The 13337-nt window shown below is 64.7% G+C and carries 10 protein-coding genes; 5 read left to right on the forward strand and 5 right to left on the reverse strand.

The window, feature by feature from the left end; genetic code table 11:
* Positions 1-157: 157 nt before the first annotated feature.
* Positions 158-856: a lamin tail domain-containing protein gene (locus tag Spa11_RS21290; protein ID WP_231933065.1), complete on the reverse strand. Its 699-nt coding sequence runs from the start codon at positions 854-856 to the stop codon at positions 158-160.
* A 402-nt stretch (positions 857-1258) separates the two neighbouring features.
* Positions 1259-4339: a vitamin B12-dependent ribonucleotide reductase gene (locus tag Spa11_RS21295; protein WP_231933067.1), complete on the reverse strand. Its 3081-nt coding sequence runs from the start codon at positions 4337-4339 to the stop codon at positions 1259-1261.
* Between the two features lie 691 nt (positions 4340-5030).
* On the opposite strand from Spa11_RS21295, the gene Spa11_RS21300 reads away from it, so the two are divergent.
* From Spa11_RS21300 to Spa11_RS21315, 4 genes are all read left to right on the forward strand, one after another.
* Positions 5031-5834 (forward strand): hypothetical protein, encoded by an 804-nt coding sequence (locus Spa11_RS21300; protein ID WP_145116614.1) that lies wholly within the window; start codon positions 5031-5033, stop codon positions 5832-5834.
* 24 nt (positions 5835-5858) lie between these two features.
* Positions 5859-6605, forward strand: coding sequence for a class I SAM-dependent methyltransferase (locus Spa11_RS21305; protein WP_145116615.1), 747 nt, complete (start codon positions 5859-5861; stop codon positions 6603-6605).
* A 197-nt stretch (positions 6606-6802) separates the two neighbouring features.
* Positions 6803-8191 (forward strand): PQQ-binding-like beta-propeller repeat protein, encoded by a 1389-nt coding sequence (locus Spa11_RS21310; RefSeq protein WP_145116616.1) that lies wholly within the window; start codon positions 6803-6805, stop codon positions 8189-8191.
* 463 nt (positions 8192-8654) lie between these two features.
* The gene (locus Spa11_RS21315; RefSeq protein ID WP_197529579.1) at positions 8655-9761 is read left to right on the forward strand and encodes a GNAT family N-acetyltransferase; all 1107 of its coding nucleotides are present in this window, start codon (positions 8655-8657) and stop codon (positions 9759-9761) included.
* 120 nt (positions 9762-9881) lie between these two features.
* Here Spa11_RS21315 and rplU read toward each other — a convergent pair whose 3' ends face one another.
* Positions 9882-10196: a 50S ribosomal protein L21 gene (gene rplU / locus Spa11_RS21320; protein WP_145116618.1), complete on the reverse strand. Its 315-nt coding sequence runs from the start codon at positions 10194-10196 to the stop codon at positions 9882-9884.
* A gap of 389 nt (positions 10197-10585) precedes the next feature.
* On the opposite strand from rplU, the gene Spa11_RS21325 reads away from it, so the two are divergent.
* Complete coding sequence (locus Spa11_RS21325) at positions 10586-11626, forward strand: DUF1559 family PulG-like putative transporter (RefSeq protein ID WP_145116619.1); 1041 nt, start codon at positions 10586-10588, stop codon at positions 11624-11626.
* 202 nt (positions 11627-11828) lie between these two features.
* Here Spa11_RS21325 and Spa11_RS21330 read toward each other — a convergent pair whose 3' ends face one another.
* Together Spa11_RS21330 and Spa11_RS21335 are read right to left on the reverse strand one after the other, a co-directional pair.
* Positions 11829-12791, reverse strand: a complete 963-nt coding sequence (locus Spa11_RS21330; RefSeq protein ID WP_145116620.1) for an SRPBCC family protein — start codon at positions 12789-12791, stop codon at positions 11829-11831.
* Positions 12775-13287, reverse strand: a complete 513-nt coding sequence (locus tag Spa11_RS21335; RefSeq protein ID WP_145116621.1) for an ArsR/SmtB family transcription factor — start codon at positions 13285-13287, stop codon at positions 12775-12777. The genes Spa11_RS21330 and Spa11_RS21335 overlap by 17 nt, the downstream gene beginning before the upstream one ends.
* Positions 13288-13337: the final 50 nt, after the last annotated feature.

The raw sequence follows: 13337 nt of genomic DNA on the forward strand, positions 1-13337 counted from the left end.
GTGAAGCACGCTCTAATAGCAGTCCGTCGTGCTCGTCGTGTCCGTCGTGGTGAATTTTCCTTAGCACGAGTACCAACAAACCGCCGCTATAAAAACAAAGCCGTCGCCGGCAAATGCCGGCGACGGCTCGTGAAAGTCAGTTCTCAGGGGGCAAGGCTCAGCCCAAGCGCGAACGCATCGTCACGGCACCGGCCGAGGCGAGGCTCAGCAGGGCGAGGATGGCCGTGCCCGGCTCGGGGATCGCATTGAAGTCATGCGTGCCGGGAGTGGTCAGCGCCACGTGACCAGCAGCGTCGAGCGTGTCCAGAGCCCCAACGCCCGCATGGAACCACTCGGTGATGTCGAACACGCCGCCGTTGCCTTCCAGGACATCGGCATTCCGGTAAGCATAGCTGTCGAGGTACTCCCACGCCGTGCCCGAACCATCGACGTCGATTTCGCCATGGATATCGACAATCACCGAGCTGTCGTCGGCCGTGGTCAGGATGTAGCGGTCGTCGCCGTTGCTGAAGAACGCCCCGGTGTACAGGTCAGCGGCAAAGCCGTAGGTGCTCTCAAAAACCGCCTCGCCGCCGTTGGCCGACGACTGGATGACGAACGAGTCGCCGGCAGGGATCGTGACGCCGGTCAGGCTCACGTCGATGTCGAGGTCGGTCGCGGCATTCGACTGCAGGATGATGCCGCCGCCGGTGAACGTGAAATCGGTGGTCCCGGTGTTGGTGAGCTCAACAAACTTCGGGTTGCCGCCGGACAGGTCGCCGTCGACGACCTCCGAAATGATCAAGCCAGCGTTTGCGGCGCTAGCCATGGATAGCGCCAGACCGGCGCAGAGGAAATTCAAGATGCGCATCGTCATTAGCCTTCTCGGACGGGGTGGGACGACGGACACGGCCGCCGCGGGGTGGGGAAAATCCAGGTGGGACACAGCGTCCCCGGCCCAAGCCGGAGACCCCGAGTTCTTCTGACGGTACACAACCCACGGGCAAGAGCAAGGTTTTTTGCGCAGCGGGGGGGAAATCTTCATAATTGAGGGGGCCTAACCCCTGTGAAAACGGCCTACTTGCCAACAAAAACGCCCCACGGCGCCCGATTCGCGGGCGCCGTGGGGCGGCAAAGGTTCAAACGCTGCCGGCGGGCGTCAATGCCCTAAGCGTCCTGCGACCGGCAGCGGTTGGCGGTTAGCCTTTAGCGGTTAGCTCCAAAGCGTCGGCTAAGCCGATGCCCTTTCGCTAATACCTAACTGCTAACAGCTAACGGCTTAACTACATCCCATCGATGCGCCACAGTTGTGGCACAAGTAGCAATTGCCATTGCGGACCGTGATCGAACCGCAGTTGTCGCACGCCGGGGCGTCCACTTGGAAACCCGCGAACTGCTCGTTGCGCGAGCCTTCGGCGATGACGACGCCGGCCCGCTCTAGCAGCGAAGGGGTGTAGGCCGGCTTCGGCTGAACCTTCGTCGCATGGCCGTTGGCCGTGTGACCGTTGGAGTTGAGGCTGTTCGCCGCCACGGCGGTGGCTCCTTGCCCCTCCGTCACCCCGTCAGCCTTCTTGGCGACGGGCTCGCTAAAAGACGGTCCTGTCTCGCCGGGTTCATCCGATGGTGGAGACCCCGACCCTCCCGCGGGCGCCGCGGCGCCCGCGTCGATCGGCTGGCCCAGCGACGCCTCCTTGTAGCCGGGCAGGAACGTGATCCCCAGCCAGCGGAAGATGTAATCGATCAGGCTCTTGGCGATGCGGATGTCCGGGTTCTTGGTGTGACCCTGCGGCTCGAACCGCATGTGGCTGAACTTGCGGACGTAGTCCTCCAGCGGCACGCCGTACTGGAGGCTCATCGACACGCTGGTGCCGAAGGCGTCCATCAAGCCGCCGATGGTGCTCCCTTCCTTGGCCATCGTGATGAACAGCTCGCCGGGGCGGCCGTCCTCGAACATGCCGACGGTGATGTAACCCTCGTGACCCGCGACGCTGAACTTGTGTGTCAACGACTTGCGGGTGTCGGGCAGACGCTCACGCCGCGGCTTCGCCACGAGAGCCTCTTCGGCCTTCTTGTCGCCGCCCTGCTTCTTGGTGTTAAGCGGCTGGCTGTCCTTCGAGCCGTCGCGATAGATAGCCAGGGCCTTCAGGCCGAGCTTCCAGCCGTCGTAGTACGCCTGAGCGATCTCCTCGGGCGTGGTGTCCCGCGGCATGTTGACCGTCTTCGAAATGGCCCCCGACAAGAAGGGCTGCGCGGCCGCCATCATCGTGATGTGCGCCCGCCACGCGATGCTGCGTGTGCCGCCGGCCGGCGTGAACGCACAGTCGAACACCGGCAGGTGCTCTGGCTTGAGGTCCGCGGCGCCCTCGATCGTGTCTTCGCGGTCGATGTGCGCGAGGATCGATTCAATCTCCGGCCGGCTGTAACCGAGCTTCTCCAGCGCCCGCGGCACCGTGTTGTTGACGATCTTCAGCATGCCGCCACCGGCGAGCTGCTTGTACTTCACCAGGGCGATGTCCGGCTCGATGCCGGTGGTGTCGCAGTCCATCATGAAGCTGATGGTGCCGGTCGGCGCCAGGACGGTCGCCTGGGCGTTGCGGAAGCCGTGGGCCTCTCCCGCGACGACGACGCGGTCCCAGACCTGCTGGGCAGCCCGACGCAACGCCGCGGGGCACTCCTCGCCGATCTGCAGAACCGCGTCGCGGTGCATCTGCATCACGCGGTTCATCGGCTCGCGGTTCTCAGCGTAGCCGTCGAACGTGCCGACCGCCTCGGCCAGCTCGGCGCTGGTGAGGTTGGCGGTGCCGTGCATGATCGCCGTGATCGCGCCGCACACGCCGCGGCCCTCTTCGGAGTCGTACGGCAGGCCGCTCGACATGAGGAGGCTGCCGAGGTTCGCGTAGCCCAGACCCAGCGGGCGGTACTTGTGGCTATTGGCCGCGATCTTGTCGGTCGGGTAGCTGGCGTGGTCGACCAGGATCTCTTGGGCGATGAAGTAGATGCGGCTGGCGGCGGCGTAACGCTCGTGGTCGAACGTCCCGGCGACATCGTTCTCGTCGTCCTGCTTGCGGACGAACTTCATCAGGTTGACGCTCGCCAGGTTGCACGCCGTGTCGTCGAGGAACATGTACTCGCTGCACGGGTTCGACGCGTTGATGCGGCCGCTGTTGGGGCACGTGTGCCAGCGGTTGATCGTCGTGTCGTACTGCACGCCCGGGTCGCCGCAGTGCCAGGCGCACTCGCTCATGCGGTCCATCACTTCGCGGGCCTTGAAGGTCGGCCCTTCGACGGTGTTGTCGGTGACCCAGCGGGTCTTCCACTCGCCGTCCTTCTCGTAGGCCGCCATGAAGTCGTCCGTCAGGCGGACCGACAGGTTGGCGTTCTGGAACATGACGGAGCTGTACGCTTCGCCATTGAAGTTCGACTCGTACTTGCCGCTGGCGATCAGCGTCTGGGCCTTCTGCTCCTCACGCCACTTGCACTCGATGAACTCCATCACGTCCGGGTGCCAGACCTTGATCGACTGCATCTTGGCGGCGCGACGGGTCTTGCCGCCCGACTTCACCACCGCGGCGATCTGGTCGTAGACCCGCATGAACGACAGCGGGCCCGACGGGATGCCGCCGCCCGACAGCTTCTCGCGCTTGCTGCGGAGCGTCGAAAGGTCGGTGCCGGTGCCCGAGCCGAACTTGAACAGCATGGCCTCGCTCGTGGCGAGACGCATGATGTCTTCCATGTTGTCGCCAACCGATTGGATGAAGCACGCCGAGCCCTGCGGGTACTCGTACGGGTTCTCCGGCTGCACGACGTTCTGCGTCTGCGGGTCCCAGCGCCAGTTGCACTGCGCGCCGGTGACGCCGTACTGGTGGTACAGGCCGACGTTGAACCAGACGGGCGAGTTGAACGCCCCGTGCTGGTGGAGGCACAACCACGTGAGGTCGCGGTAGAAGCGCTCGCCGTCTTCATTGCTGGCGAAGTAGCCGTCCGCCAGACCCCAGTCGGTGATCGTGCGGCTCACCCGGTGGATGAGCTGGCGGACGCTGTACTCACGCTGAGGCGTGCCGACCTCGCCGTAGAAGTACTTGCTGCAGATGACGTTGGTGGCCAGCTGGCTCCAGAACGACGGCACCTCGCAGTTGGTCTGCTCGAAGAGGACCTTGCCGTTCTCGTCCTTGATGCTGGACGAACGGATCTCCCAGTTGACGGTGTCGAACGGGTCGGCCACGTCGGTCGGACAGAAGGCCGCGTCGATCTTCAGCCGCCCGTGGAAAGTCTTCTGGGGCTGCTGGCCGTCCCACGGCTGGTTGGCCAATTGGGAACCGGATTGGGTCTGTTGCGAAAAGCCGGCGTCGACGGTCGCCATGCTACCTCCTGTGTAGGCTGGAGAGGGGGGCATCCATTCCTAGCAGAAACAATGTACATATGTCCACTGCTTCTTTAACCCCTTGGGTCGGCGTGCCATGCCGAGGGGCTGAACCTGAATTCAGTCAGTCGTGTTGCTTCGCGTCTTGGTGGTCGCTCCGCGGAGCCGACGCCACCATATATGGCCCCTATCGGAGCCAACTCCCGGTATTCGAGAGCAAAAGCCGCTCGCTTACCCCAATATATTGTGTCCGATGCCCGAAAGGCCACAACATTTGGGGCGACAGGGGCCAAATCCTACGCGCCCGCTGCCCGCCGTCAATCCAAATCCTTGTATTCCGTAAGTTGCTAGCACACAACAGGTTGTGGCCGATGGCGAAGATCGCATGAAGGCGGAATGAAGCCACGAAACGTAGCGCAAAGCCTTACCCAAAAAAGACTTGCGTACGATAGACACTCCGTCTTCTTAATAATCGGCGGCTCGGCGCATTTTTGAGGCCCCGAGGGACCGACTCGATAAACGGGGGGGGCGGCGCAGGCGCGCCGGGCGGAGATCGACCTTCGCACATAGCCCCCGTTCCAAGACCGGGGCTTAATTGAGCCAGGTAGCTGACTGAATCTAGTACGAAACCGCCATCGACGGGCGACCCCCCTCCAGCGAGGATCGCGGCTCGTCCACGGAGCCCTCGGTCGTGCGTTCGCTAGCCCTCTTACTCTCCGCGACCGCCGCATCGCTCGGGTGCTCGGGGTCGCGTTGGGCAAGAAGCGATCCTCACTACGCTGAGAAGTACCCCGTCCATACCGATAACCCGGTCCGCGTTGTCAAGCAGGCCGTCGACGCCCGCCACGTTGAGGGAAGCGGCGGCTGGTACGCCTCGGCGCATGGGTCCGATGACCCGGCAGCCGGCGAGGGCCGATTGGGGGTCTTCCGCTATCCCGAAGGCTACGGCGGGACCGTCGAGACCCGCGGCGGCCTCATCGGTGTCCTAGCCGAAGGAGGCGGTGTCGGTGGCGGTTTCGAACTGGGAGCCCGTGTGCAAACGCCGACACGCCTGGCGCCGTTCGCTGGCGTCAGCGGGTTTGTGGCCGTCGATGAAGGGGCGTTGCAGGACGAGTACCAGTGGAACGACCCGAACAGCGATCCGGTGATCATCGAAACGGGATTCGCCGCCGGAATTGCCCCCGAGGTGGGCGTGCACTATTGGCTGAATGCCGACTGGCGTTTGACGGGCTCGGTGTCGCACACGCTCGCTGACTTCGAGGGGCCGGGAAGCGCCAACTACACGGCCGTGGGGGTCTCGCTCGCCCACGTCACCTCCCTCGGCGCCAATCGAACTTCTCGGCCGCATGCGGCCCCGTGTGCCGACACGGTGATCGATGTCAGCGTCGAGGCGCCACCGCTCCCCCAATCACCCCTGACGTCTTCCTTCGACAACAACCCTCCCCGGACAAACCCCTACGCCGAGCTGCTGGCGCCCGGCAACGCGAACCCCTAGCTCTTTCGGGCGGTCCCTCCCCGCATGAGCACGACCACCTACCGCTGGAACGCCCGGCAGTTTGCCGCCAGCTACGACGCCGCCGGGCCCGTCATCCACCCCTACTACGACGAGGTCCAAGCGGCCGTCGTCGCAGCGGTACCCTTTGGGGCCTCTGGCGCGGTAAAGATCATCGACCTGGGCGGCGGCTCCGGCCGGCTCGCCGAGCGGCTGCTGACGGCCTTCCCCGCGGCGACGGTCACGGTGGTCGATCCCTCGGGACCCTTCCTAGAGCTCGCCAGAGAGCGTTTGGCGCGTTTTGGCGACCGGGCGGGGTTTGTATCGTCTCGGGCGCAAGAGAGCGTCTGGAGGCGTCTGGTGGGCCCTGTGGACGCCATTGTGAGCACCTCCGCGCTGCACCACCTCGACGCGGAGGAGAAGAACGCCGTGTTCGCCGCCTGCTGCGATTCTCTCGAGCCCGGCGGCCTGTTCGTCAACGGCGACGAGTACCGCCCGCCATCCGACGCCACTTACTTGGCTTACCTCCAGGAGTGGGGTGACCACATGCGGTCGGCCGTCGCGGCGGGCCTGACGCCGCCGTCGTTCGCCGAGGTCGTCGATCGCTGGGCCGAGCGCAACCTCGACGACTTCGGTGGCGAGCGCCAGAGCGGCGACGACTGCCACGAGACCGTCGAGGAGCAAACCGCCCGGCTCTACGGCGCCGGCTTCAAGCGGGTCGAGACCCGCTGGCGCGAACGCCTCTGGGGAGTCCTCGTGGCGACGAAAGCGTAGGTGAAGGCTTTTATGTGGGAGGGGTCTCCAGACCCCGATTACGGTCTCCTGGCCGAATACGGCATGGTGCGTGTCATCGGGGTCTAGAGACCCCTCCTACAGCAGGGGCGTTGCCCCTATCAATGCTTGACTTGAGACCCCGGGTCCGCTCCCCTCAAGGGTTCGCATTGCCCCCGCCTCAAGCACCCGGCCCCGCTATGCCGCGACTTGTCTCGCCTGTTTTGGTCTCGCTGGTTCTCATCGCCGCTTGCTGCTCGCCGCTGATGGCGAGCGACTGGCTCCGCTTCCGCGGCCCCAACGGTTCGGGCGTCTCGGCCGACGCGGCGCCGCCGATCGAGTGGAGCAACGATAAGAACGTCGCTTGGAAGATCGACCTCCCCGGCCCCGGCTCATCGTGCCCGATCGTGGTCGGCGGCAAGGTGATCCTCACCTGCTGGACAGGCTACGGCCTCAGCACCGAGGACCCCGGCGACCAAGCCAACCTCAAGCGGATGGTCCTCTGCTACGACCGCGAAACCGGCGAAGAACTATGGACCGCTGAGGCCGACGCCAAGCTCCCCGAGGACAAGTACGAGGGGATGTTCGCCCAGCACGGTTACGCTTCGCACACCCCCACCAGCGATGGCGAGAACGTTTATGTCTACTTCGGCCGCACCGGCGCGCTCGCTTACAACCTCGACGGCGAGAAGCTGTGGCAGACCGACTGCGGCGACGGATTTGGCATGAGCGATTGGGGCTCGGCCGCGAGCCCCGTGGTGGTCGATGACGTGCTTGTCTGCGCCGCGACGGCCGAGAGCAGCGCGCTGATTGGCCTCGACAAGAAGACCGGCGAAGAACTTTGGCGTTACGGTGAGGACGGCTGGAACGGCTGCTGGGGGACGCCGATCGTTGTCGAAGTCGATGGCCGCAAGGAGCTGGTTTACTCGGCGCCCGAGAAGCTGATCGCGCTCGACCCGGCCACCGGCAAGCTGCTGTGGCACTGTGTGGGTTCTGAATCGAACAGCATCACGGCGAGCGTCGTCGCGAACGACGGCATCGTGTACTTCATCGGCAACCGCGGCGCATCGCTCGCCGTGAAGGCGGGCGGCGAGGGCGACGTCACGGACACGCACATCGTCTGGCGCGAGAACCTGCAAGGGAGCATCCCGTCGCCGATCTACCACGAGGGCCGGCTCTACGGCGTCGGCCGCGGCGGCATGCTCTGCTTCGACGCCGCCAATGGCGATCGCGTTTACCAAGCCCGCCTCAACATGCCCGGCGCCCCCGCGGATCCGCCCGCTGGAGAAGCCAACAACGATGGCGAACGTCGGCGCGGCGGCCGAGGTGGTCGTGGCGGCGCGGGCTTCCGCAACATGTCCTATGCGTCGCCCGTCATCGCCGGCGACTACCTCTACCAGATCGGCCGCGGCGGCGACGGCCACGTGGTGAAGCTCGGCGACGAGTTCAACGAGGTCGCCACCAACGTGCTCACCGACGGCGGCGACTTCAGCGCGACGCCCGCGATCGTCGATGGCACGATGTACCTGCGTTCGAACAAGCACCTCTACTGCATCCGCGCGGCGGGCGAGAGTGTCGCGGCGCGGTGAGCGAGAGAGAGGTTGAGTCCGCAATTAGCCGAACCAATCGCGAACTAGACGCACCTGCGGCGCGAGTACAAATCACTGCCGTTGATTGCATGCCTGTTTGCCGATCGGCAGACATCGAACGCTGAGGGTCGTGTGGTCGACCACAGCGATGCACTAACGAAATCTGACGGACGGCGCGCAATTCGCGGCGGCGCCTCATCAAAGATCACGTGTCGCCGAAGTTCGAAGCATTCGAGCTAGCCGGCGCCAAGGGTTGGTGCTGGAACCTTCACCGAAGGCGCTGAAAAGCAACATGCGACTCGGTCCGGTTGCAACAAATCATCATACCGGAGGGCCCGCCGGTACTTTGGCGCCGCCAAACCAAGCGCCCCCGCATGCTTTACGGTTCCCCGCGCCCAATCTGGCGCACGAGTTGCCCAGCCCGTTGGCTCCGTCCTCCAAAGCCTCAGCCAACGTCCAGTACATGACTGTCGATATTAACGAAGTCAACGATGTTGCGGACCTCGACCACTATGGGCGGGTGTGGGAGCAAGCCCTCGCGGTGACGCCCGCCGCCAACTTCTTCCAGTCGCTCGATTGGCTCCGGCTCTCATGGCCGTGCTTCCCTCGTTGGCAACGACTGCGAGCGCTGGTCAGTTCCTCGGGTGATCCGTGGGTCGTCCCCTTCTGCGTCCGCGAAGAGCGCTTCAAGGTCGGCCCGCTGCGTTTGTTGACGTTCCCACTGAACGACTGGGCAGGAGAGTTCGCCCCGCTCGGCAGCGACCCAGCAACGGCGCTGAGACGCGGGCTCGAACATGCGTTCGCTACTCCGCGTGACTGGGACCTGATCGACCTGCGATGGACCGACGAAGACTTTCTGCCCGCCGCCGTCGAGGCCTTCAGGGCGGTCGGCGTCCGTCCGCAAGTCGAGGTGCGGATGGAGCGTCCGGTGGTCGCCTTCACGCCCGATGAACCCTACGAAGACCAATTGAGTAAGAAGCTGCGACAAAACCTGCGGCGTTCCCGGAAGCAGCTCGAAGCGATGGGGAGATTCACGGTCGAACACTTCCGACCCGCGGCAGGGGACGACCCGCGGATGGACTTCTTCGAGGCTTGCAGCCGGGTCGGCAAAGAGTCCTGGCAACACCAGGAGAAGGCGGGCTTCACGAGCGACCCCGTGAGAGCGCAGATGCATGGCATCCACCTGGCGGCGGCCGCGCTCGGCCAACTGACTCTGACTACGGTACGGCTCGATGGCCTACCAATTGCGTTCGTCTACGGCTTCCATCATCAAGGCCGCACGATCGCTTTCCGCAACGGGTACGACCCTCAGCACGCCAAGACCGGCGTCGGGGCCCTCGCCCTCCACGAGTGGCTGCTGCACTGCGAAGCAAGCGGCGACCGGCTTATCGATCTCGGCCCCGGGACATACGAGTACAAACTCCGCGCCGCCAACGCCATGCGAAAGACCTACAGCGTCGCCCATCACTCTCGCTACGCCGTCCGCTCGCAGTTGATGAGAGCCTGGCGGTCGATCGAACCAGCGTTCCGTGGCCGCGAAGCGTTTGAGAAACGCCGGCTTGTTCAGTGAACCAATGACTAGCACCGCTTCCAACCGTATGTGCGTAACAAAAAAAGCCCCGACTGGATTCCCAGTCGAGGCTCGTGTTCCCTAAACGCTGTTGTCTCGATTCAACCGTCGCGGCGCGTTTCAGCCCGCGATCGCGTCGATCTTCACCTTCGTGAACATCTTGCGGTGGCCGGTGTGGCGGCGGCTGTTCTTGCGGCGGCGGATCTTCACGACGTCGATCTTGACGCCCTGACCCGTGCCGAGGACCGAGGCCGTGACGCTCGCGCCCGCGACGGTCGGCGTGCCGACCTTGAGGCCCTCGCCGGCGCCGACGGCGACGACCTTGTCGAGCGTCAGCACGTCGCCGGGCTTGACGTCTTCGCGGTAGTCCAGGGCCAGCTCCTGACCCTCTTGGACTTTGTACTGGCGGCCGCCGTCAACAATGATCGCGTACATGGCTTTGCTCTAAATCTCGGGTCGCCGATAAGTGAGGGCCGCCCCGGCGTCGGCGGATAGTGTGTAGCGAGCCCCACAGGATACCGGCAGCCCCCGGGGCTGTCGAGACCCTCTCCACCCGGTCCGGCGGCGGTCCTTGGACGCGCCGGCATCGCCGAACTGTCGGTTCTTGCGACGCGTCTGTCGCGTCCTGCGACCTCAAAAAGTCCGTGATTTTAGCGGGCACGTGTCTTTTCGGGTTTTCCGCCCCGATCGCTTGCCAGCCCTGGGGGCGCCCGCTAAGTCAGGGGCTCGCCGCCCGAGGCGCCGGCAGTCCCCGAAGAAGGGGCGTCGGAGGGAAGGCGGCGCGGAACACGACAAGTTTTTCCCGACAGAGAGAGGAGACGGGCATGAAGAACCGCTGCCCCGCCCCAACAAGCCGACCGGCGTTCACGCTGGTCGAACTGCTGGTCGTCATCGCCATCATCGGCATCCTGGTGGCCCTGCTGCTGCCGGCGGTCCAAGCCGCGCGCGAAGCCGCCCGCCGCAACCAGTGCAAGAACAACCTCAAGCAGCTCGCCCTGGCGACGCTCAACTACGAGAGCGCCCAACGCAAGCTCCCCCCCAGCGCCAACGTCGATGTCAGCACCAGCGCGACCACCGTCAACAACGGTTCGTGGGGCGTCCATGGCCGGCTGCTGGACTACATCGAAGAAGGGAGCCTCAGCCAACTAGTCGATCTCGAGTTGGGGTGGGACCTTCAGCCCAACAACGGACAGGCGTTCAGCAACCTGCAGATCTCGGTCTTTCAGTGCCCCAGCGACGCCCGCGCCGCGGAGGTCCGTGACCCCGGCAGCAATCGGCCGCTGCTTTACGCCACCAACTACGGCTTCAACATGGGCGAGTGGTTCGTCTACGACCCCACCACCAACAAGGGCGGCCGCGGCATGTTCTATCCAAACAGCCACCTGCCGTTGGCGAAGGTCATCGACGGCACGTCGAAGACGCTGCTCGCCGCCGAGGTGAAGGCTTGGAACCCGTACACCCGCAACGGCGGTTCGCCGAGCGAGACGCCCCCGGCGACCGTTGACGACGCGGCGACCATTGTCGCCTCGGGCCCGGACTACAAAGAGACCGGCCACACCGAGTGGCCCGATGGCCGCGTCCACCACACGGGTTTCACTACTGCGATGACGCCCAACACGTTCGTCCCCTACACGAACCCGAACGGCCTGGAAGTCGACGCCGACTACAACTCCTGGCAAGAAGGCAAGAACGGCGCCGGCGGCGAGCCGACCTACGCCATCATCACCTCGCGCAGCCACCACGCCGGCCAAGTGCAGGTGGCGATGGTCGATGGCTCGGTGCAAGCCGTGACCGACGGTGTCGAGCTCGCCGTCTGGCGCGCCATGTCCACCCGCGACGGCGAAGAGGTCGTGACCCTGCCGTAGTCGTAACTCAATAAATTAACCACGGAGCCACGGAGAGCACGGAGGCAAACACAGAGGAAAAGCACAGTGCGTTCCTCCGTGCCCTCCGTGGCTCCGTGGTTTCTATAAAGCTGTGGGAAGGGTCTCCAGACCCCGATTACGGTCTCATAGCCGAATAGCGCATGGTGCGCGTAATGGCGTCTGGAGACGCCTCCCACAGGAATCAAGCCAGCAGCTCTTCGAGCTTGTCGAACGAACCTGTCCAGCCTTGCGTCATGCCGCCGCGTTCGGCGACGAACGCCGCTGCCTCTTCGGGCGAGTAGACGCCGCAGGGCTCCCAGACGACTTTGACGCGCGTCGCGTCGGGGCCTTCGCTCGTGAACGTCACCATCGTCAGCATCGTCTCGGGCCAGACGGGCGCCATCTGGTGCCGTGTCAGGTTCTCGTCGGCGTCGGTGAACGATTGCGTGTAGACCAGCAGGCTCGGCTTCTCGATCTCGCGGTACTCAATGCGGCCGTGCAGCTCTTCGCCGGCGCCGTTATACATCCGGTAGAATGCGCTGCCGCCGACGCGGATGTCGGACCGCAAGAAATCCATCTGGAAGCCCGTCGGCGGGAGCCACCGCGCGACGTGCTCGGGCTGGGTCCACATGTCGAACACCGTTTCGATCGGCGCGTCGAAGCTGCGGTTGATGACGAAGCGTTCTTTGCCGGTGGACTGTTTATCGAGGTACTCGGCGAAGCGGTCCCACGTCGAGTCGCCGCCGGCCTTCTTGATGAACTTGCGACTCTCCGCCGCCATCTCGGCCGTGGCGAACGCCATCGTCATGTCCATCGTCGTCTTACCGTCGGTCTCGCTGAACGAGACCGTGACGCGGAACAGCGGCGGCCGGTCGGCCGAGGCGCCGTGGTCGTAGACAAGCTTCCCAGGCTTCTCCTTGCTCGGCTCGACGACCTCGTGGTAGTGCGTGATGTTCTCCCAGTCCGTGCCGTCGGGCCCGTGCATCGTGTAGACCCACGTCCCTCCGACACGCAGGTCCTTACTGTGCGTCGTCAGCGTGAAGCCGCGCGGCCCCCACCACTGCGCGACCTGCTCGACGTCGGTCCACGCGTCCCAAACGACGGCGACCGGCGCGTCGAAGACTCGCGTGAGATAGAGCTCATTCGGCTTACTTCTGGCGACCATCTTTCTTGCCTCGCTTCGCGGCCTTCGGGGTTGTGGCTTTGGGTTTTGGCGTTGTTTGCGGCTTAGCCGTGGTTTTCACCTTGGCCGCCACCCGCTTCGCTCGCTTCTTCGACGCCGCTTGCTTCTTGAGAGGCGGTTCTTTCTTCGGACTTCTCTTCACGGCCGTTTGCTTCGCGGCAACCGTCTTCAAGTACTCATCGAGCCGATCGAAGGTCTCCTCCCACATCGCGCGGTAGGGTTCGACCCAGTCGGCGATGTCGCGCAAGCCCTCGACATTCAACTCGCAAGGCCGCCGCTGCGCCTCACGCGTTTTCGTTACCAATCCCGCGCGCTCGAGCACCTGCACGTGCTTGGTGACGGCCGGCAGGCTCATCGAGTCGAGGAACGGCTCCGCCAGCTCCGACACGCCGACGCGTCCCTCGGCGAGCCGGGCGAGCATGGCGCGGCGCGTCGGGTCGGCGAGGGCGGCGAAGGCGAGGCTGAGCTGGTCGGCCATCCGAAAGACACCAGACGGTTAATTAACTCAATGGTTAATAACACGAACGC

Source organism: Botrimarina mediterranea (assembly GCF_007753265.1).
GTDB classification, from domain to species: domain Bacteria; phylum Planctomycetota; class Planctomycetia; order Pirellulales; family Lacipirellulaceae; genus Botrimarina; species Botrimarina mediterranea.